The sequence below is a fragment of the Flavobacterium sp. 2 genome, from assembly GCF_049949195.1.
Classification (GTDB): domain Bacteria; phylum Bacteroidota; class Bacteroidia; order Flavobacteriales; family Flavobacteriaceae; genus Flavobacterium.
The window spans coordinates 3,806,721-3,828,172 of sequence record NZ_CP188206.1; the positions used below are offsets into that span (position 1 = coordinate 3,806,721).

Here is a 21,452-nt window from a genome sequence, read left to right on the forward strand (position 1 = left end):
TTAATCTACTAAATTATCTTGCGGAAATGTTAGTAACAAATCTCTGTAATACTCATATTGTTTTTTTCTCAATTCTATTTCTTTTGGTAAGCCTTCGCTAATTGAGTTAGTAAGTGTGTCGAATTTTTCTAGAATAGAAACTATTCGTTCTTGTTCCTCAGGTGAAGGATATGGTATAGAAAAATTATTTAATTGTTGTAAGTTTAAATTTGGCTGTGCAGAACCTTTGATATTTAATTCTATATACTTTGTCATATGATTTGATTTCATTAAATGAAATACATATTTTAAATTTACATCATCATTTAGCCTAATTATTGCTAAAGCTTGATTTGTATTTGCAGGCAAAATTTCTTTTGGCACGATTGCACATTTACCTATTGTTGCTCCTGCAATCGTAATTAAAATATCATTATGTTTTAAAATTGATCTTTTCAACTCTTTATTATGTGTATCTTCATCAATAAATGATAATTTTTTAGAGTTAATATTTGAACCGTCGAAAGCTTCTGTTTTGATAAAAGCAATTCCTGTATCAATATATTTTTTTGGTGTTGTCCCTTTTGTTATCAAAGATGTTAAATCCTTTAATGTCTTCCACTCAACTTTATTTTCATCAAACGTGTACAATTTCTCTCTATAATAACTATATTGCGTTTTTCGTGCTGTAAGCTCTGAAAAGGTATCGAGAATTGCAACTATTTTTTGTTGAATTTCAAGTGATTTTTTTGGATTATCTGGGCATGGAATTGGGATGAGCTTGTTAGCATAATTACTAATCCATTGTCTTTTATGATCACCATCAACTAAGTCACTTGGCAAAGTATTCATCCAATAATAAATATATTTTAATGATGCTTTTGATTCATTTTTTGAAGTAATCATCTTCATTGCAGATGACTTCGCTTTAAAATCAAAATCAACCCATTTGTTTGCAGTTGTAAAATCATCAAAAATTATAACCGGATTTTCTGAAGCTTTATAAATACCTTCAGTCTCATCAGTATAACCAAGCACAAAAGTTTTACCCGCAGTTAAAACAGGTGTTGTGAAATCATTATTATAATTATTTGATTCTACTAAATATTTAGTAGGCTGCTCATAATCAGCAAATTCTCCCAAAGGCTTCCATTCTATATTAACGCCGTCTAATAATTTTTCTAGATAACTCATGCTTCAATTTCTTTTATTATGGCATCAATATCTGAGCGAAGTTTGTCAATCTTTTTAACTGTATTTTTAACTTCTTTGTTTAACTCTTCGATATTAATTTTTTCCTTGTTGTCTTTTGGTTCTACATAGGAACTTACCGAAAGGATATAATCGTTTTCAGCAATTTTAGTATTATCAATACAAGTTGCTACGTGTGGTACTTCTGCTTTGCTATCGAATAGTTCAATAATTTTATCAATATGTTTGTCGGTGAGCATATTGTTGTTGGTTACCTTCTTAAAGAATTTTTCGCCACTTGCATCAATAAATTGTGTTTTAGTATCGGTTTTCTTTTTAGAAAGTACTAGTAACGTTACGGCTATAGAAGTACCATAAAACAAATTAGGTGCAACCGAAATGATGGTTTCTACAAAGTTGTTATCGACTAAATATTTTCTAATTTTTTGTTCAGCACCGCCACGGTAAAAAATCCCTGGGAAACAAACAATTGCGGCTCTACCTCTAGGAGATAAATAATGAAGTGCATGCAGAACAAAGGCAAAATCAGCTTTTGATTTGGGAGCTAAAACTCCTGCAGGTGCAAAACGGTCATCGTTGATCATTGTGGGATCATCATCGCCAATCCATTTTACAGAATAGGGAGGATTTGAGACAATGGCGTCAAACGGTTTTTCATTGATTAATTGTGGGTCTTTTAGTGTATCACCTAAAACAATATGAAATTTGTCGTAATTAACGTTGTGCAAAAACATGTTCATACGAGCCAAGTTGTAGGTAGTGTGGTTTATTTCTTGACCATAAAAACCCTCTTCGATGATATGGTTATCAAAATGCTTTTTGGCTTGTAACAACAGTGAACCCGAACCTGCTGCCGGATCATAAATTTTATTCACAGTCGTTTGTCAGTGCAAAGCTAATTGAGCAATTAGTTTAGATACGTGTTCCGGGGTAAAAAATTCTCCCCCTGATTTTCCTGCATTGGCTGCATAGTTTGAAATTAGAAATTCATAAGCAACACCAAACATGTCAATATCACTATCTTCAAAAACGCCAAAATTAATATCTTCAATACCTTTCAATACAGATGCTAAACGACTGTTTTTGTTTTCAACAGTATTTCCCAATCTTGAACTTGTAGTATCGAAATCGGCAAATAATCCTTTTATGTCTTGTTCTGAAGGATACCCATTTGCAGAACTTTCTATAGCATCAAAAATGGCTTTTAAATCTGTATTAAGGTTTGGATTTGTATTAGCAGTTGCTACAACATTTATAAAAAGCTGACTTGGATAAATAAAATAACCTTTGGTTTTTACAGCATCCTCTATGATATCAGGTGTAATTTCACTATCTGGGTAATTAGCATAGTTGACACTTTCATCATCTCCCTCAATGTATTTTGTGAAATTTTCACTTATGAATCTATAGAAAAGTGCTCCTAAAACAAAGTGCTTGAAATCCCACCCATCTACCGAACCTCGTACCTCGTTGGCGATTTTCCAAATTTTATTTTGTAACTCTTGTTTTTGAATTAAGTTTGTCATTATTTTTCTTAATTATAAATCTTCTTTAGGACTAACTTTAAATATTATGATTATTTAAAGTATCTATCTGTTGCTAGTTTTTTATCTTGTTAGAAGCAATTTGTGTTTTATTTTGTTTAAATTTTCTTAATTCATAAAACTCTTAATCTTTCTATTTACTTCTCTTTCTACTTGCTCAAAGTCTGGTAAATCTTTGATTTGATCATTCATGGAGTTCTTCCAACGTGCTTTGTATTGCGGTAATTTCTGTTCCAGTTTGGCATGAAAATCTTCGGGTTTTAACTCTTTACTGGTGCATTTGTTCCTGAATTCATTTGTAAAATATTCTACCTCCATCTTTTCGACTTCTACTAAATACCAAATATCGTAGTAGTCTCTTGGCTGTGTACGTTGCATGGTGCAGCGTAATTTTTCGACTAATAGTTCTTCTAAAGGATAGCATAATAGTTTGTAATTCTCTAAATCTGAATAATCTATAATAGCATTTTTCTCTACTGGTTCAAACTCTAATTTTTCGCTTCTAGATATATCTACTTTCACTTTTTTATTGTTTCCAGAGCCACCCAATGGGCCAACATAACCTATGTAAAAATTAATTCCTCCATCTTCATGCTCATTATTATCAATTATTTCTAAGGGAATATTGGCTTCTTCTTTTATTTCCTCAAAACTTTCTTTGAACCATTCGAAAATTTGTTCGTTTGAAATTTCGTTATCCAATAAGGTAAAGTCTAAGTCTTCAGAGAAACGATAGTCTTCAAAATATACTTTCTTTAATACCGTTCCTCCTTTGAATACTAGTATTTTTGAAAGCTGTTCGTGATTTGCCACACCCCAAAGAATCCATGATAAGATGTAATCTTTTTCGATTTGCTGGTCACGAACCCCAACTTGGTTTGCTTTCTTTTGTATTTCGCCCGGTTTGATCATGTGAACATGGCTGATTTAATGGTTTCTATATCTAAATTTTGTTGAATACTCCAACGGCTGTTTCTTTTTCCGATCTTTGGTAATTCAGTATCTAAGACTACATAAGATGCGGTCTTTATTTTTTGTAATTCTTGAATAATTTCTGTCTTTATTTCAAAAAGTTCTAAAATATATCCTAGTCTTTTTACAACCGCCTGAGATTCGAACTTTATGGTGTATTCCAAAAGTTTCTTATAATTTAATTTCTCTTTTGTGCTGTATATTGCTCTTGCCACCTCTACAATGCCTCCGGCATAATCCGGTTTGAAAAGACAGTCAATTATTGTCTTTTCAATATCAGAACAGCTTACCTTATTAAAATTATCAATCCATGTTTTCTTTTCACCAAAAAAATGACTTTCATTATGGTAGATAAATTGAAATGTTATGTCTTTAACTTTAATCTCTGAAGGTCTGATTTGTTTGGCCACCACGATTTGTTCTTTTAATGATGGTTGCGTTATTAGGTTGTGGATTTGTAAAGCAGAATAATACCCTATATAGTGTTTGGCCTCTTTTACTAAATATTTTACTATTAGGTGCCAATCAGGCATAAAGGTTTCAGGATTTTCTTCATAAGGAATAATATAGTAAACGCCATCTTTTATTCGCATGAGCAAACCTCTTGAAGTCATGTCGCTTAGTAATCGCCTAACCGTATTTTCCTTAGAGCTAGGCAACACTTTTATAGCATCTTTATATTCAAAACAAACTTCATTCCTGCTATTAAAATAGGAAAGAATTTCATTAGATTGTGTTGAAGTGTTTTTATGTTTCATAGTCAATATGAGAGAATTAAACTCACTACAATGATACAAAATATAATAATATGTTTTATGTTTTTTGTGAAAATTACTTTATATATGCAATATGTGAGATCAAAACTCACATAGACGATATAAAACATAACTGTTTGTTTTTATGTTTTCGGCATAGTTTCCCATTATGGATATAATGCTCCAAACTATATAATTTTGCACTATAACAATGTGAAAATTATATTATTATGGTAATAGATCTTATCACTCGTGAAGATTTAAACGAATTCAGAAATCTTCTTTTAAATGATTTAAAACAACTCATTCAACCTCAATCCCGACAGGAAAAAAAGTAGCTAAAATCTTATGAGGTTAGAAAATTGTTGAATATTTCTGCTGGCACTTTGCAAAATTTACGGATCAATGGCACGCTCGCTTTTACTAAAATTGGTGGTCTTATGTATTACAAATATTCGGACATTGAAAAAATCCTGAATGGTAAATAGTAACTAATTAAAAACCGACTTTGGAGTTTTTTACTACCCCTGCAAGGACAAGAGGTTTTGAGCTGCGGAAAGTATTTCAAGTAGCTCAAAACACAACTTACTATTGTCCCTCGACAATTTTTTTAGGAATGGTTTTAAATTGAAAGGGCTGATGCTTTTTTTTGTATTTGTATTGTTACAAGTGGTTTTATTTTAAACTAATTCCAAGTTCAGAAATCATCGGAATCCTTTTCGATAATTAAGAACAGAAATAATTTTGGCAGCCTCAGGGCCGCTCGCCAGCGCACTTTACGGTTGTTCGGATATTGTAGTTGTGATGCATCCTTCATCGAACACCTACAATGCCGGATCTTTTTTCTCATAATGTTAGTAAAATGGAGAAAAAGAGATACCCTATAGATCAAAAAAGAGGGATAATCTTTCGATTATCCTTCACAGTGGGTAATTTGGGTAATTGAACACATTTTAATTACAAATCATTACCCAATCGAGCGCAAAGCCTACCCATATCTTCACTCAGTTTACTCTCAACAACCTTAGCATAGATTTGTGTAGTACGAATGCTGGTATGCCCCAGCATCTTTGAAACACTCTCAATTGGTACGCCATTACTTAGAGTAACGGTCGTTGCAAAGGTATGCCGTGCGATATGAAAGGTCAGTGTTTTTGTAATACCGCAAAGGTCAGCAATCTCCTTTAAGTATCCATTCATTCGCTGGTTTGAAATTACGGGAAAAACTGTACTGTTATTCAGAGCCCTCGGATCATCTCTATATATATCTATCAATTCGATTGCTTGAGGCAGAAGCGGTACACGTACACCCGTATCGGTTTTTGCCCTGCTTGTGGATATCCACAGCCCGCCGTCTATTCCTGTAACAATCTTGTTTGGGGTTAGTTCAGCGAGTTCAATATAAGCAAGACCAGTATAGCAACTAAAGAGGAACATATCCCTAACATTCCTCAGGCGTTCAATAGAAAACTCTTTGTTTGTCAGTGCTACAAGCTCTTGATTATTCAATGATTCCCGTTCTACTTTATCAAAATGCTTTTTAAAGCTGGCGAAAGGATCTTTGGTTAGCCAATCTAACTTGACAGCCATATTTATCATTTTGCGCAGTCTTTCAATATGCTTCATAATGCCGTTATTATTCAGCGGCTTTTGATGGTCTTTAGGGACATAATTAAAAAGGTAACGTTCAAAGTCCAAAATAAACTTGTAAGTAAGCTGTGAAAGGACAACATCATCTCTGTAGAGTTTCTCCATGAGAATTTTTTTTACATATCGCTGGGTGGTATGGTAGTTCTTCATGGTTCCGGGAGCAAGTTTATGTAGTTGCTGCTCATTATGATATTCCATCAGTGATACTAATGTTGGAGCCAAGTGGTTCGTGCCCAAAATCTTATCACGGATTGCAGGCCCATCTATTGGTACATCAGTCAGAACCATCTGCTGATACGTATTTATGATCTTTGCCTTGAACTGGTTAAGAAACATGTTGAGTTCAATAGTTTCTTTACGACTACCTTTAGCCATACCTTTTCTTTCATCCCATTCATTTGCGTTCACAGAACGCTTAATTGAAATCTCAGTACGCTTACCATTTACAGTTACCCTGGCACAGATAGGTGCTTTGCCCTGTGTCGAGGTTTTTTGTTTCTTTAAGTAAAAGAGTACTCCGAATGTTATAGTAGCTGTTTTCATATCTCAAAAATTTAATGTTTCAGATCATTTGCACATTAAATGGGTCTCAGTAGTGCTCGCTTTTAAGATGAAAACGCACACTTTTCAGTAAGCATCAAATGTTAAAATTTGAGTACTATTGACTGATAATTAAGTGATTAAATTGATTTATGGAACCTAAAGGTAAAAAAAGAAAAAGGGTAGCCGAATAGGTCCCATTTTCTTTGATACAACTTGAACATTTTGAGGTGGAATAAATAGAAAAACCCCTTAAATCATACGATTTAAGGGGTTTTGACTGCCTTTGAAAGGCGTTAGTGTCGGGGTGGCAGGATTCGAACCTGCGGCCTCCTGCTCCCAAAGCAGGCGCGATAACCGGGCTACGCTACACCCCGAAGATGTATTTGTTGTACTGCCCGTAAGCGGATGCAAAGATATAAATAAATTTCGTTTACAAAAGGAAAAAATGAAAATAAATAAAACTTATTTGAACATAGTTATTTCGGATTTATTTTCGCCTTTATTTTTTATAATAAAGTTTACATTTGCATCACAAAAAAACTATTCACATTATGTCAGATACAATCGAAAAAATTAAATGCCTTATTATAGGTTCTGGCCCTGCAGGTTATACTGCAGCTATTTATGCAGCCAGAGCTAACATGAATCCAGTATTATATCAAGGAATGCAGCCAGGTGGACAATTAACTACAACTAATGAGGTAGAAAATTTTCCAGGTTATGTTGATGGTGTTACCGGACCAGAAATGATGATTCAGTTACAAGAACAAGCAAAACGTTTTGGTGCTGATATTCGTGATGGCTGGGCTACAAAAGTTGATTTCTCTGGAGATATTCATAAAGTTTGGATCAATGATTCAATCGAGTTACACTGTGAAACTGTTATTATTTCTACAGGTGCTTCAGCGAAATATTTAGGATTACCATCAGAGCAGCATTATTTGAATATGGGTGGAGGAGTTTCTGCTTGTGCTGTTTGTGACGGATTCTTCTATAGAAATCAGGAAGTTGTAATTGTTGGAGCTGGAGATTCTGCTTGTGAAGAAGCACACTATCTATCTAAACTTTGTAAAAAAGTGACAATGTTAGTAAGAAGCGAAAAATTCAGAGCTTCAAAAATCATGGAAGAACGTGTTCGCAAAACAGAGAATATTGAAATCTTAATGAATCATGATACTGTTGAAGTTGTTGGTGATAATCAAGTAGTTCATGCTATTAAAGCATTAAACAAAACTACTGGAGAAGTTATCGAAATACCTGCGACTGGTTTCTTCGTAGCAATTGGACACAAACCAAATACAGACATTTTTAAAGATTACATTACTCTTGATGAAACAGGATATATCATAAATACTCCGGGAACATCGAATACAAATGTTGCAGGTGTTTTTGTAGCTGGTGATGCTGCAGATCATGTATACCGCCAAGCTATTACTGCTGCAGGTACAGGATGTATGGCTGCTTTGGATGCTGAAAGATATTTAGCTTCTAAAGAATAAGTTGAAAAGTTTCAGGTTTCAGGTTTCAAGTTGTTGGAACGTATAAACCTTGACAATAAAAAAATCCCGGTCTAAATTTTAGACCGGGATTTTCTTTTTATAATAAATGTTCTTAATTTGAACTTGAAACCTGAAACAAGAAAAACCTGAAACAAAATTATTTAAGCTTTTTAATCAATTTAGCTTCTTCAGAAAAGCGTGTCAATTGTATAGTTGGGTTTCCAAATAAAGAAAGTTCAGCTTTGTCTCCAACTGCGATTGAAATAGTAGTTTCGGCTAAAATACTTCCGGTAGAGTAGCTTTCTGCGGTAATATTAGCATCTTTCATAGTAAACTTTGTTCCGGTGAAAACCGAATTATTATCCAAACGAATAGTTGCTTTTTCAGCAATTCCTTCAATTGCAGCATTTGATTTTTGGTACAAATCACATTTAAATTTGATTGCAGAAACCAAAGATTTCAGTCCCGCATTTTTGCTTAATTGAATAGTAGCTTCTTCTGCTTTCAGATTTATTTCAGATCTGGATTTGTCATCTGCAACTAAACTGAATTTTTTTGCATTTACATTCAAATACAGTTTTGAATAATCAACGCTGTTAAAAGTGATGTCATCTAATTTAAGTTCCTGAATTGCATAAATAATTGCTTCGTTTTTTGCAATTACTTTATTTAATGTCCCCGTGTAAGTAACACGTACAGAAAGTTTTTTGAAAATTGTACTTTCTTTTGAAGTATATAAACGAAGGGTTTTATCTCTTAAATCCATTGCAACAATATCATGAAGATTATCGTCGGCTTCAATTTTGATTTCATTTTTTTCTCCGCGTTCCAAATAAACTTCCAGATTGTCATCTACTTCAAGGCCGTCAAAACTTCCAACTTCTTTTATTGATGTTGTAACGATTTTAGTTCCTTTTATTTTTTCTCTTCTTTGTGCAAAAGTTAATGTTGTAACTAATAGTAACAGAACCAGGGCAGTATTTTTTTTCATTAATTCTTTGATTTGATTTTGACAAATATAAAAAAATCATCCACTTTTGATGAATGATTTCTTTTATATTTAACACATAAATATTGACTATCCCTGACTAATGCTTCCGCCAGAATGTGAACTTTTTTCAACAGTCTTTGGAGTTGAGTCGTAATTGATGCTTCCTCCGCTTGATGCTTCAGCTTTAAGACTTACAATCGGATGCACATTTACGCTTCCTCCGCTTGAAGCTTCTGCATGAACTTCGTTTGCTAATAATTTTTCTGCATTAATATTAGAACCGCTAGATGCTGAAGTTTTGATTTTTAATGCTTTTCCTTCAACTGAAATAGAACTTCCGCTTCCAGATTCTGCCGAAATATTGTCAGATTCTACATTAACAGTCATAGTTGCTGCACTTGAAGTTTCCAAATCGATATCCTGTGACTGAATTACATTTTTGCTTTGTACCGTTGCGGCGCTCGAAGCTTCAAGCTTATCAATAACTGGCATTTTTACCGTTACTTTTTTAGTCGTAACATTTCTGAAAGAACTGAATTTACAGCTAATTACTAATGTTCCGTTTTCAACTTTTGTAATGATTTCTTTTTGCAAATTATCATCAGCTTCAACAACAATTTCAGTTGAATCAGATTGTACGATTACTAGATCGATCGCATTGCTTACAGATACTTTTTTGAAATCTCCCTGAACAATTCTTTTTTCAGTTGTTACATGTCCGCTTCCTTCAACTGTATTCAAATTAAAGTTGCAAGAAGCAAATAATAATGCGGTAACAGTTGCAATAATAAATTTTGTAATATGAATGATTATTTTGATCATGGCCTTAGTTATTAGTTGATTTTAATTATAACTCCGTTTTTATCAGTGGTTAACTTTCCTTTGGTTTTTTTTCCGTTTAAAACTTCTTTTCCGTTAATTTTAATCGAAACTTCCTTTACAGTGTCATTTTCAATAGTGTTTTCGTCACTATCATAATCTCCATCATTATATTCGTTCTCTTCTGCAGGGCAGTTTAAACATTTTATTTTTGAACCTTCAACTTTGTAATTGTAATCTCCGCTAAAGTGCAGGTTGAAGAAATCATTTTCAGAATCGTCGTAATCTTGTACTGAAGAATCTGGCTTAAATAATTGCCCTTCCGGCAAGTACAAATATACATCAACTTCTTGTCCTCTGAACTTATTTTTTACATCTGTCAGAAAATAATTATCCAAAATTAAGTGATTTCCGTTAATCTGAATACCATAATTGATTTTTTCAGCTCTTTTCTTTGCACTTGAAAATGAATTCCCTCTTGCACTTTTTTCAATTTGTAAGTAAGGAGAAGCATTGTCAGTGTATAAAACATGTAAACGAACATCATTAGAATAAATCAAGTTGTTGTTTGCTGAATCTTGTACAAAAGTGAATTCATGATGATGATTCAAATCTTTAGCATAATAATCATTGTATCTGAATTTTACATAAAGAGTATCTTTTGACGTAATGTTCAATGATTTCTTCTCAACTGTTTTGTTATCATAAGATATTTCAGTCGCTTGTTTGATTCCGATGCTGATTGCAATTGCAACAGCAATAATCCAGATGGCAAGCAAAGTATATTTTGTAATATTCCCGATTGATTTCAAATTTGGAGATAACAATTTAAATCCTAATAAAGTCAGGAAGAAAAATGGAATTCCAACTGCAAAAAGCATCAATAAACCGAAAGACCAAATAGGATATTCTGTAAAGTTTCCTGCTTCAACAAAGTTTTGCCAAGGGAAATCAATAAAAACGTTTGTTCCTAAAGTAAATACTCCAATTAATAAAAGAATTAGAGTAGTGATTCCCGCCATGATTAGAATTACACCTAAAAATTTAGCAAAGATTTTAAAAACCGTCATGACAAAGTCTCCAAATGAACTACTTATTCTCTCAGCTCCCGACTTTACCTGGTTTCCCATTTTGTCATAATCTGCATTTTTGAATTTTTCAGACAATGAGTCAATTTCTTCACGTACTTTTTTTTCGATGTTTGAAATCGTAACTGGTTCTCCAGTCATTTCTAGTTTCTCTGAAGTTGTTACCGCTTCAGGAGTTACGATCCAAAGTACGAAGTAAGCTAAGATTCCAGTTCCAAAACCTGCAAAAACAAATATTAAGAATATGATTTTGATCCAAACGGCATCAATTCCAAAATAATGTCCTAAACCAGTTGCAACACCACCAATCATACCTTTTTCTTTGTCACGGTATAATTTTTTATGCTGTCTTGCACCGTAATTATTGAAAGATTGATTTTGGCTTTCTTCATCCTCAATTCGGTAATCTTCAGGTTGGCCCATCACCGCAATCACTTCGTCAACGTCTTTTAAGCCAACAACATGTTTTTCGCTTTTTTGTTTTTCTGTTAATAATTCAGAAACGCGCATTTCGATGTCTTTAATAATTTCATCTTGTCCAGACGAATTGTTCAATGATCGTTTTATAGCGTCAAAATAGCGTGTCAATTTTAAATATGCATCTTCATCGATGTGAAAAAACATACCGCCTAAGTTAATATTTACTGTTTTGTTCATGACTTATTGATTTTGATTGGTGATTAGTTTTACGGCGTCAGATAATTCTGTCCAAGTGCCGCTAAGTTCGTTTAAAAAAGTTTGTCCTATCTCGGTTAATCCATAATATTTTCGTGGCGGCCCTGAGGTCGATTCTTCCCAGCGATAATTTAGTAAACCGTCATTTTTCAATCTAGTTAACAACGGATAAACGGTTCCTTCTACAACTAGTAATTTTGCGTTTTTTAAAGTGTCTAATATTTCAGATGTATATGCGTCTTTCTCTTTTAATACTGATAAGATGCAAAACTCAAGAACACCTTTGCGCATCTGTGCTTTTGTGTTTTCAATGTTCATAATTTCATTTTGTTTTTTTTAGATTGAACAATTCGTTTTTTGATTGATGATAATTGATTGATGATTGATTGTGTCTATAATCTTTTAACCCTTTTAGATTACTTTATAAAAGGAATCGTAAGCGGATAATTGTATAATTCTCCGTTTGAAGCTTTTATCGAAGCATAAATCACTAAAAAGAATTCAACAAATTTTAGCAATCCAAAAAGTAAAACAGCTGTCGCGCCGATACTTAATAAGGCAATGTTTCCTTGAAAATTGAAATTTCTGATTACGAAATCTTCGTCGTTAAAAACAGCTTCCATCGGAATGTTTTGCAAAACTACTGATACGAAAATCGGAATTGCGATTAAGGCCAAAACCAAAGTGTAAAGCAATAAACTCAATTGAAAATTCAATGTCTGTTTTCCGTGGTGATTTACAAATTCTGATTTGTCTTTGTAGCTCGACCAAATAATGATTGGGAAAATATAATTCCCAAAAGGAATAATGTACTGGCTTAATGTACTTAAATGTGTAAACGCTGATGTGTTTCTTTCTGATGTTGTTTCCATGATGAGTGGTGTTGTTGTTTCCATGATTAAAAGTATATAGTATTTTCTTATGCAAATATATGTCTAAAAAACAGTATCTTGTTTTGCATAGTACCAAATATTAACAAAATTTTAACAAGTTTAATATTTGTAGTACAAGGATAATTTGCTGAAAATCATTCGGAATGCCTGATTTTATTGATGTCTTTCAAAAGTGTATCGAATTTATTGTGCGTGCATAGTTTTTTTGTATTTTTACTAAAAAAATATATCACATGGCAGTTTCAGTTTCCAAACTCAACAAATTTGTATTGTTCAAATTACCATCAGCATACTTTTGCGGGGTACGTGTAAAAGCTATCGATAAAGACAGCTGTATTGTAAGCGTCAAACATAGATGGATCAATCAGAATCCGTTTAATTCGATGTATTTTGCCGTGCAGGCTATGGCGGCAGAGTTGACAACAGGGGCTTTGGTTATTTCTCAAATTCAGGAAAGCGGTCGAAAAATCTCTATGTTGGTTGCCAATAATAAAGGAAACTTCACTAAAAAAGCAACGGGAAGAATCACATTTGTCTGCAACGACGGACATTTAATTGCTGAAGCGATTCAAAGAACTATTGAAACTGGAGAAGGACAGACATTCTGGATGAAATCTATCGGAACAAATGAAGAAGGTGTTCAAGTTTCAGAAATGGATTTTGAATGGAGTGTTCGATTGAAATAATATTTAGCCACAGATTAAAAGGATTATACTGATTATCAAAAAATCTTTATAATCCTTTTAATCTGTGGCTTTAAAAAAAAGGCCTCAAATATTTTTGAGGCCTTTTTCTTGAAATCAGCATTTCGTTTATTTTTTAACACAACAAGATTTTTTGTCTTTTTTATCTGTTGACGTTTTTTTACAGCATGATTCTTTTTTTGCTTTTTCTTTTTTAGCAGGCGCAGTATCTTGAGCATTCACGCCAATTGTAAATAAAGCAACAGTAACGATTGTAATAACTTTTGTCATTTTGATTTAATTTATTTTTGTTAGAGAATTGTAATTGGTGAATCAAATATAGCGACATTTCTTAAGGTTGATTCTTACAATTTAGTTAATGTTTTTGTAAAAAAACAAGCTGAAAAAGGTTAGATAATTTAGAAACCAAAGGCAATTTTTCGCTCTTTATATTTTCCTTTTTCTATAACCCAAACAATTTCATAACCTCCAGCTCCATCGCTATTGCTAGAAGAGATATATAGCATGTCGTTCTTTTTGTCGTAATTAATTTTAGTGTTATAAAGACTAGGTTCGAACAAATCATCAAAAGAATTTTTAGGAAGTTCAATAGTCTTTTTGTCAATCACTACAGTTATGCTTTTATAAGCCTTTTTTGGAATTCCTCCATCGGTTCCCCAAAAATCTTTTCCGTTAATCTTTTTAAGTATAGATTTGTCCTTCTCAAGAAAGGTTAATTTTGCTGAATTTGATTCAAAATTTTTGCTTTCAATACTAATATCAAAACCATCTTTCTTAAAAATAACCTGATTTTTAGTTTCTTTGACTAATGGAATAACTGCAAATTCAGATAAATATTGAACCCGATCTTTGTATAAATATCCATTTCTGTCTTTATTGTTTTTCGAATAATCGATATTGATCCAATTATTTTTTGGTTCGAAACAATACACAACAAAACCATTGTTCAATTTGTCTGAAATGTTATTTTCTTTTGATGCTTCAGATCGAATATTTACATATCCATCGTTATCTTTTATGACTGCAAATTGAGCAAAGGCATTATTAAAATAGAAAACTAGGAGAATAGAAATTACTTTCATTTTTTATTCATTAGTACGATTATACGATCTCTTTATTAAATATTGAACAAAAATGATGAACAATATAATTATGGCTATAATGATTTCTAAACCTATTAATCCAACGAACGGCATTCCACAGTGAATTTGTCCGTTTGATTCCGATCGCAGTTTGTTTGAAAGTAGTTTAAACGCAATGATGAAGGATATAAATTGAGAAAGAAAGGTAATTAAACAGACTTTAAAAAAAGTTAGTTTTATGCTTTCGGCAATTGCTTTTCTACCGAATATAATTTGAAAAATGATTGGTAAAGCAAGTAATAAAAGGAAAAGAGTTTGGTTCATAAAGTTAAGAGTATAATATGCTTAGTTCAAAAGTAATGCCATTATGCAATCCATGCTTTTTCTATTTTATCAATTACCCATTTCTCTTTTACCTTTTTGATGAAAATTCGATATCCGTAACTGCACATGTCACCGCAATTGATTTCCGCAGTAAGTAGACCGTACTTTTTTTCATTATCAAATTGAATTCTGCTAAAAATGAACACCCCTCGTACAGAATAACAACATTCGTTATAAAATCTTCTGTCATTTCCACGTGGTATTCTTGGAACGTAATGAAGCTTAAAAGCTTGATAAGAATCAAGTTTTTTTCTGTCAAATTTATAATCGAGTGTGTCTAGAATATTGTTTTCTGATATTTCAGCTTCCTTGAAGTGAGCTTGTAGTTCTCTTCCTTTTTGTTTTGAAATTGCTTTGTCTAAAATGACTAGATCAATACGAAACTTCCTTTTTTTAAAATCTGCTAAATCTTGATTAAATTGTTTTTTGTATTGCTTCTTTATATGAATCCTATACTCTGGAGTATCCTTTATCGGCGGAGGTGGAGGTGGTATATAATATTCTAAAGCATTAACCCAAACAGAATCCATTAATGGAGGATTAATTTCATACATTACATTTTTTTCAAATTGTAAATCAGCTTCTTTATTATTACAGTTTGTTAAGATTATTCCAGAAATAAAAGCAGTGAGAAATAACAATAAGAAATTTAATTTTTTCATTCTTGAAAATTATGTTTTAGTTTCGGATTTATGATTTCAGTTATTTTTCCTGTTCCAATTGTGCGAGAACCTTCGCAAAAGACAAATTCTAAACCTTCATATAGTTTGCCTTCAAAATATTCAGTAGATAAAATGCGGATTATTGCAGAAACAGATTCTCCTGGAAGTACAAATTCTGTATCAATGAAAAGTTGGATTCCAGAAGTCATATATTCATCGAAGGGAAATTTTATATGTGGTCTGTATCCAGAGCTTGCTGCAGTTTTTCGGCCGCCTTCTTCGGTACTTTTGTATTCTAATAGTGCAATAAAATGAGATTCGCCAAACATATTAATTTGATAAAATTTCTATGCTAATATAAGATTAATAATTCAAATTTACTCCAAAACCAATTCCCATATCGCTGTCATAATGTGTCGTAATTCCAAAGTTTCGCCCAGCAACATATTTCAATCCTGCCATATATTCTTTATCCGTATTCCACATTAAATTCATTCGTAAACGTTTGGAAAGCGGAATATCTTTTCGTTCAAATTGCAAACGAACATTTCCATCGGTATAAACCTCAACCTGTGCTTTTATAAGCATTGGCAAAGTATATTCAGCTCCTAAACTGAAAACCGAACGGTTGTCTTTGGTGTTTTTTTGACCAAACAGATTTTGCTCTTGTTCGTCCATTCCCATTTTTCGGTAACGCCAATCAAAACCAATAAAAGGCATTAACCATTGATTTTTTCCGATATATCTTCCAATGTGTGTTTCGGTTTCATAACCATGTTTGTCATTGTAACCCAATCTCCATTCCGTTCCGATGCTCCAACGCGTGTTGCTGAACATCGCTTCACCATCATTTCCATTCGTAGCAAAATCATTTTCTGCCATAAAATGAAACATTCGATCGTCCATTTTCAACATTTTAAAAGCCATTTCCGGATGATGAATCAACGGATTTGGTGCTGAATTTTCATAACTAAAAATTCTTCCCATTCCAGCCATCATGTGATATAAAATATGGCAATGGAAAAACCAGTCGCCATCAGCATTTGCCTGAAACTCGATCGTATCGGTTTCCATTGGCATAATATCAATTACATTTTTGAGTGGAGAATAATCGCCGTGTTCATTCAGAATTCTAAAATCATGTCCGTGTAAATGCATTGGGTGGCGCATCATGGATCCGTTGTATAAAACGATACGAACGTTTTCTCCTTTTTTAATTAAAATTTTATCGGTTTCAGAAACTACTTTATTATCCAGACTCCAGACATAGCGATTCATATTTCCAGATAAAGTAAATCGTAATTCTTTTACAGGCGCATCTTTCGGAAGATTGGTTTTAAAAGGAGATTTCAGCATTCCGTAATTTAAAGTCACAATTTCGGAGGTTTCAGTGCTGTCGCTTTCCATTTTCATGTTCTCCATATTATGATTGGAATGGTCCATTTTTGGTTCAGAATTTTCATCTTCACCCGAAATTTCCGGATACATTACGGCGTTCATGTCCATTTTGTTCAAAGACATATTCATGCCCATATCGTTCATTTCGCCGTTCATTTTCATCATATCGTTCATCATTTTCATTCCTTCAAAATATTTTAATTTTGAAAGATGATGAACAGGCTGTTTTTCTCCATTTCCTAAAAACAAAGATGCAGATCCAGTTCTATCTTCGGCTGTAGCCAAAAAGGCAAAAGATTTATGGTCTTCTGGAACAGTAACGACAACATCATAAGTTTCAGAAACGGCAATAATCAAACGATCGACTTCTACAGGATCAACGTCATTTCCATCGCTTGCTACAACGGTAATTTTTCCTCCGCCATAAGTCAGCCAGAAATAACTCGAAGCGCCTCCGTTTGCAATTCGCAAACGGACTTTCGAGCCTGGCTTCAGATCTGAAAACTGTTGTTCATTTTTACCGTTAATCAGAAACTTTTCATAATAAACATCACTTACATCCATCGCGTTCATTCGTTTCCATTCGTTGGTCACTTTAGTTGAAAAATGTCCTTGCTTTATGGCTTCGGAATAACTTTGCGTTGTTCCTTTTTTGATGGCAAACCAATCATTGGCATTGTGCAACATTCGCTGAATATTCTCTGGTTTCAGATCAGACCATTCGCTTAAAATAACAGGAATTGTCGGCAAATCGTCAATTCCTTTTCGAATAGTAGGATCGTCTTTTTTCTTATTGATGATAAAAAGTCCGTATAAACCAATTTGTTCTTGTAAGCCCGAATGACTGTGATACCAATACGTTCCATTCTGAATAATCGGGAAAGAATATTTATGAGTTGTTCCAGGCTCAATCGGCATTTGAGTTAAATACGGAACGCCGTCTTCCTTATTTGGCAGAAACAATCCGTGCCAGTGCATTGAAGTCGTTTCTTTTTTTAATTCGTTATGTACATAAATTTCTGCAATATCGCCTTCGGTAAAAGTCAAAGTTGGCATCGGAATCTGTCCGTTTACTGCAATCGCGCGTTTTTCCTTACCCGAAAAATTAACAATGGTATCACGAACATGCAAATCGTAACGAACTACTTTTTGGGCCTTTAACTGAAAAGCAATTAAGAAAAGTATAAAGAGATATTTGATTTTCATGATCGATTATAATTTTAGATTTCTTAATCGCAAAGCATTTACGATTACGGATACAGAACTCAAACTCATTGCCACAGCAGCCAACATCGGCGAAAGCAAAATTCCTAAAAACGGATATAATATCCCCGCTGCAATTGGCACACCCAAAGTATTATAGATAAAAGCGAAGAATAAATTCTGTTTGATATTTGACATTACAGCATGGCTGAGGTTTTTGGCTTTTACAATTCCGTTTAAATCACCTTTTACCAAAGTGATTTTAGCGCTTTCGATGGCGACATCAGTTCCTGTTCCCATCGCGATTCCGATATTGGATTGTGCTAAAGCTGGCGCATCATTGATTCCGTCTCCCGCCATCGCAACGATTTTTCCTTGTGCTTGAAGGCGTTCAATTTCTTTTAATTTATCTTCGGGAAGACAATCTGCCTTGAAAGAGCTCAAATGCAAATGTTCGGCAACGGCTTTTGCTGTATTATGATTGTCGCCCGTCATCATGATAACCTCAACGCCTTGATCGATTAATTCTTTAATGGCTTTTTCGCTATTTTCTTTGATGGCATCGGTAATGGCAACATAGCCTAAAACAATATTTTCAATTGCGATGTACGAAATAGTTTTTCCTAAATTTTGTTCGGCTGTAACTTTTTGTTCTAAATCACTAGAAATAGAAGCGCCAATTTCTTCCATTAATTTTTTGTTTCCTAAAGCTACTTTTTTGCCTTCGATAGTTCCTAAAACTCCTTTCCCAGCAATGGTTTCAAAACCTTGAACTTCTTTTAAAGAACTGTTTTTAGCTTTCGCGAAATTGACTACAGCCTGCGCCAAAGGATGTTCGCTATGCTGATTTAACGAAGCAATATTTTGAAGCAGAAAATCCTCCTCATTAGTAATCGAATATATTTTTTCTACAGATGGTTTTCCTTCTGTAATGGTTCCAGTTTTATCGGTAATTAAAACATCGATTTTATTCATGTTTTCCAGAGCTTCGGCATTTTTAATTAAAATTCCGTTTTGGGCTCCTTTTCCAACACCAACCATAACCGACATTGGAGTTGCCAAACCAAGCGCACAAGGACAAGCGATAATTAAAACGGCAATCGCATTGATTAATCCATAAACGTAAGCAGGTTCTGGACCAAATTTTGCCCAAACAAAAAAGGTTAAAACAGAAATGATAACTACAGTTGGTACAAAGTATTTAGAAACGCGATCGGCTAATTTCTGAATTGGAGCACGAGATCTGCTGGCATCATTTACCATTTGGATAATCTGCGAGAGCATGGTTTCTGAACCGACTTTTTCAGCAATCATTACAAATGATTTTGTACCATTTATAGTTCCGGAAATTACGGCATCGCCAGTTTTTTTATCTACCGGAATTGGTTCTCCCGTAATCATAGATTCGTCAATACTGCTTTCGCCAGAAGTTATTTTTCCGTCAACTGGAATTTTTTCTCCTGGTTTTACACGAAGTAAGTCGCCTTTTTTGATATTGTGGATGGAGATTACTTTATCAATTCCATTTTCTACCAAAGTAGCTTCAGTTGGAGCTAATTTTAATAATTCTTTTATCGCTCCATTAGTTTGTCCGTGAGCTTTGGCTTCCAATAATTGTCCTAATAAAACTAAAGTGATAATTACTGTCGCAGCTTCAAAATACAAATGAATCGTTCCGTGATGCGATTTGAATTCGGTTGGGAAAATATCAGGAAAAAACATTCCGACAATACTAAATAGGAAAGCAACGCTGGTTCCAATTCCGATTAAAGTGAACATGTTTAAATTCCAAGTCACAATTGATTTATAAGCACGAACAAAAAACATCCATCCTGCATAAAACAAAACTGGAATTGAAAATAAAAACTGAACCCAATTCCATTTTTCTATTGACATTATATTGTAAAGTGGATTATTCGGAATCATTTCTGACATTGAAATGATGAAAATAGGAAACGTAAACAAAATCGCAATTTTCATTTTCTTCAATAAATCAGAATAGGTTTTGTTCTCTTCAGTTTCTGAAGCCTGCATCGGAACCAAATCCATTCCACAGATCGGACAATCGCCAGGTTCGTTTGATACGATTTCTGGATGCATCGGACAAGTAAATTGCGTCGCTGTTATGGCAACTTGTGGAACTAAATCCATTCCACAAACTGGACAGTCTCCGGGTTTGTTGTATGTTTTGTCGCCTTCGCAATGCATTGGACAATAATAAACGCCATTTGCACTGTGCTGATGTACTTTTTTTGTTCCCAATTTATGATGATTGTGGTTCTCTTTTTTATGACCTGAACAGCAAGATTTTTCAGCTGTCTCAGAATGGTTTTTAGGAGAATCCATTTCGATAGTATAATTTCCTGCCGCAGATAAAACTTCCTGAAATTTTTCAGTAGCAACATGTTTGTTCATTATTATCACAGCAGTTGGCGGATTCAATGTTACTTCTGCCTGAATTCCTTCAATTTCATTCAAAGTTTTTTCAACTTTGGTTCGGCATCCGTTGCAAGACATTCCTGAAATTATATATTGATGAGTCATTGTATTGGTTTTTAAGTATTACAATGCAAATTTCCGAAGTATCTGTGAGTTTGGTTTGTAGAATTTTGAGAATGATTTGTAAGATTTACTATTTTTTTTTAACGCAAAGGACGCAAAGAATTTACGCAAAGCGCACGAAGGTTTTTTTTAAGATTATAAAGTTCTCAAAGCTTACGCATAAAAAGTTAGCCACAGATTAAAAAGATTAACACAGATTTTAAAAATCTTATTAATCCTTATAATCTGTGGCTAAAAAATCTTAGCGCTTTTGCGACTTTGCGAGAAATTGACTTTTACAAATTCTCAATCTGAATACGTTTTTTATCTTTCAATTGTTTGAACGAAGTAGGAGTAAAGCCCGTAATTTTTTTGAATTGATTACTCAAATGTGCCACATTACTGTAATTTAAAATATCAGCAATTTCGCTTAACGAAAGCTCATTGTAAATCAATAATTCTTTTACTTTTTCAATTTTTTGACTAATGAAATATTTTTCGATTGTTGTGTTTTCAATTTCAGAAAAGAGATTGCTCAGCGAATTATAATCCTGATTTAGATTTTCGGCTAAATAATCGGACAAGTTGATTTTTAAATCATTGTTTTTATGATGAACCAAATCGACAATTAAGTTCTTTATTCTTTCGACTGTTTTCGTTTTTTTATCATCAATTAAATCAAAACCCAACGATTGCAGGTTTTCTAATAAAACTTCTTTTTGGTTATCGGTGATTTCTTCTTTAAGTTCTACTTCACCCAACTCAACAGAAATAGTTTGGAGTCCGAGTTTTTCAAACTCAGACTCCACAACCATTTTACATCGGGCACACACCATATTTTTGATGTAGAGCTTCATA

At 33.4% G+C, this 21,452-nt stretch carries 18 protein-coding genes, 1 tRNA gene and 2 pseudogenes; 3 read left to right on the top strand and 18 right to left on the bottom strand.

Translation table 11 applies throughout. From position 1 onward, the window contains the following. The 4 genes and pseudogenes from ACNFIH_RS16540 to ACNFIH_RS16555 all read right to left on the bottom strand — a co-directional run bounded on the left by ACNFIH_RS16540 (position 1) and on the right by ACNFIH_RS16555 (position 4,465). Positions 1-1,173, bottom strand: coding sequence for a restriction endonuclease subunit S (locus tag ACNFIH_RS16540; protein ID WP_426483963.1), 1,173 nt, complete (start codon positions 1,171-1,173; stop codon positions 1-3). Next, positions 1,170-2,717, bottom strand: a pseudogene (locus tag ACNFIH_RS16545) (type I restriction-modification system subunit M). Before ACNFIH_RS16545 ends, ACNFIH_RS16540 begins: the two are co-directional and overlap by 4 nt. Positions 2,718-2,843: 126 nt before the next feature. Then, positions 2,844-3,647 (bottom strand): nucleotidyl transferase AbiEii/AbiGii toxin family protein, encoded by an 804-nt coding sequence (locus ACNFIH_RS16550; protein WP_426483964.1) that lies wholly within the window; start codon positions 3,645-3,647, stop codon positions 2,844-2,846. Beyond that, entirely contained in the window at positions 3,644-4,465 is an 822-nt protein-coding gene (locus ACNFIH_RS16555; RefSeq protein ID WP_426483965.1) for a type IV toxin-antitoxin system AbiEi family antitoxin domain-containing protein, read from the bottom strand. Before ACNFIH_RS16555 ends, ACNFIH_RS16550 begins: the two co-directional genes overlap by 4 nt. A 227-nt stretch (positions 4,466-4,692) precedes the next feature. Here ACNFIH_RS16555 and ACNFIH_RS16560 point away from each other — a divergent pair. Beyond that, positions 4,693-4,950: pseudogene (locus tag ACNFIH_RS16560) on the top strand (helix-turn-helix domain-containing protein). Positions 4,951-5,419: 469 nt separating this feature from the next. On the opposite strand, the gene ACNFIH_RS16565 reads toward ACNFIH_RS16560, so the two are convergent. Both ACNFIH_RS16565 and ACNFIH_RS16570 read right to left on the bottom strand, forming a co-directional pair. Then, positions 5,420-6,655 carry a site-specific integrase gene (locus ACNFIH_RS16565; protein WP_426483966.1) on the bottom strand — a complete coding sequence of 412 codons (1,236 nt, stop codon included), beginning with the start codon at positions 6,653-6,655 and terminating at the stop codon, positions 5,420-5,422. 299 nt (positions 6,656-6,954) lie between these two features. Beyond that, positions 6,955-7,029 (bottom strand) — tRNA-Pro (locus ACNFIH_RS16570). A gap of 177 nt (positions 7,030-7,206) precedes the next feature. Here ACNFIH_RS16570 and trxB point away from each other — a divergent pair. Beyond that, positions 7,207-8,154 carry a thioredoxin-disulfide reductase gene (gene trxB, locus ACNFIH_RS16575; RefSeq protein ID WP_035649832.1) on the top strand — a complete coding sequence of 316 codons (948 nt, stop codon included), beginning with the start codon at positions 7,207-7,209 and terminating at the stop codon, positions 8,152-8,154. 157 nt (positions 8,155-8,311) lie between these two features. Here trxB and ACNFIH_RS16580 read toward each other — a convergent pair whose 3' ends face one another. The 5 genes from ACNFIH_RS16580 to ACNFIH_RS16600 form a co-directional block, all read right to left on the bottom strand. Beyond that, the gene (locus tag ACNFIH_RS16580) at positions 8,312-9,145 is read right to left on the bottom strand and encodes a GIN domain-containing protein (RefSeq protein WP_426483967.1); all 834 of its coding nucleotides are present in this window, start codon (positions 9,143-9,145) and stop codon (positions 8,312-8,314) included. 87 nt (positions 9,146-9,232) lie between these two features. Further along, a complete protein-coding gene (locus ACNFIH_RS16585; protein ID WP_035649827.1) occupies positions 9,233-9,967 on the bottom strand; it encodes a head GIN domain-containing protein in 735 nt (244 codons plus the stop codon). Positions 9,968-9,978: 11 nt separating this feature from the next. Continuing rightward, positions 9,979-11,709 carry a PspC domain-containing protein gene (locus ACNFIH_RS16590; protein ID WP_426483968.1) on the bottom strand — a complete coding sequence of 577 codons (1,731 nt, stop codon included), beginning with the start codon at positions 11,707-11,709 and terminating at the stop codon, positions 9,979-9,981. A 3-nt stretch (positions 11,710-11,712) separates the two neighbouring features. Then, a complete protein-coding gene (locus ACNFIH_RS16595) occupies positions 11,713-12,045 on the bottom strand; it encodes a PadR family transcriptional regulator (RefSeq protein ID WP_017498072.1) in 333 nt (110 codons plus the stop codon). A gap of 98 nt (positions 12,046-12,143) precedes the next feature. Further along, positions 12,144-12,623, bottom strand: coding sequence for a DUF4870 domain-containing protein (locus tag ACNFIH_RS16600; protein WP_081909359.1), 480 nt, complete (start codon positions 12,621-12,623; stop codon positions 12,144-12,146). 230 nt (positions 12,624-12,853) lie between these two features. Here ACNFIH_RS16600 and ACNFIH_RS16605 point away from each other — a divergent pair, with 230 nt between their 5' ends. Further along, positions 12,854-13,306, top strand: coding sequence for a DUF4442 domain-containing protein (locus ACNFIH_RS16605; RefSeq protein WP_026727702.1), 453 nt, complete (start codon positions 12,854-12,856; stop codon positions 13,304-13,306). A gap of 126 nt (positions 13,307-13,432) precedes the next feature. On the opposite strand, the gene ACNFIH_RS16610 is transcribed toward ACNFIH_RS16605, so the two are convergent. The 7 genes from ACNFIH_RS16610 to ACNFIH_RS16640 all read right to left on the bottom strand — a co-directional run bounded on the left by ACNFIH_RS16610 (position 13,433) and on the right by ACNFIH_RS16640 (position 21,451). Continuing rightward, positions 13,433-13,594 carry a hypothetical protein gene (locus tag ACNFIH_RS16610; protein WP_154275325.1) on the bottom strand — a complete coding sequence of 54 codons (162 nt, stop codon included), beginning with the start codon at positions 13,592-13,594 and terminating at the stop codon, positions 13,433-13,435. 128 nt (positions 13,595-13,722) lie between these two features. After that, a complete protein-coding gene (locus ACNFIH_RS16615) occupies positions 13,723-14,406 on the bottom strand; it encodes a hypothetical protein (RefSeq protein WP_426483969.1) in 684 nt (227 codons plus the stop codon). Positions 14,407-14,771: 365 nt separating this feature from the next. Continuing rightward, positions 14,772-15,452 (bottom strand): hypothetical protein, encoded by a 681-nt coding sequence (locus ACNFIH_RS16620; RefSeq protein WP_426483970.1) that lies wholly within the window; start codon positions 15,450-15,452, stop codon positions 14,772-14,774. Continuing rightward, a complete protein-coding gene (locus ACNFIH_RS16625; RefSeq protein ID WP_426483971.1) occupies positions 15,449-15,781 on the bottom strand; it encodes a hypothetical protein in 333 nt (110 codons plus the stop codon). The genes ACNFIH_RS16620 and ACNFIH_RS16625 overlap by 4 nt, the downstream gene beginning before the upstream one ends. A 34-nt stretch (positions 15,782-15,815) precedes the next feature. Then, complete coding sequence (locus tag ACNFIH_RS16630; protein WP_426483972.1) at positions 15,816-18,056, bottom strand: multicopper oxidase family protein; 2,241 nt, start codon at positions 18,054-18,056, stop codon at positions 15,816-15,818. A gap of 6 nt (positions 18,057-18,062) precedes the next feature. Continuing rightward, entirely contained in the window at positions 18,063-20,597 is a 2,535-nt protein-coding gene (locus tag ACNFIH_RS16635; protein ID WP_426483973.1) for a heavy metal translocating P-type ATPase, read from the bottom strand. Between the two features lie 293 nt (positions 20,598-20,890). Continuing rightward, positions 20,891-21,451, bottom strand: a complete 561-nt coding sequence (locus tag ACNFIH_RS16640; RefSeq protein ID WP_035649818.1) for an AraC family transcriptional regulator — start codon at positions 21,449-21,451, stop codon at positions 20,891-20,893. Position 21,452 lies beyond the last annotated feature (1 nt).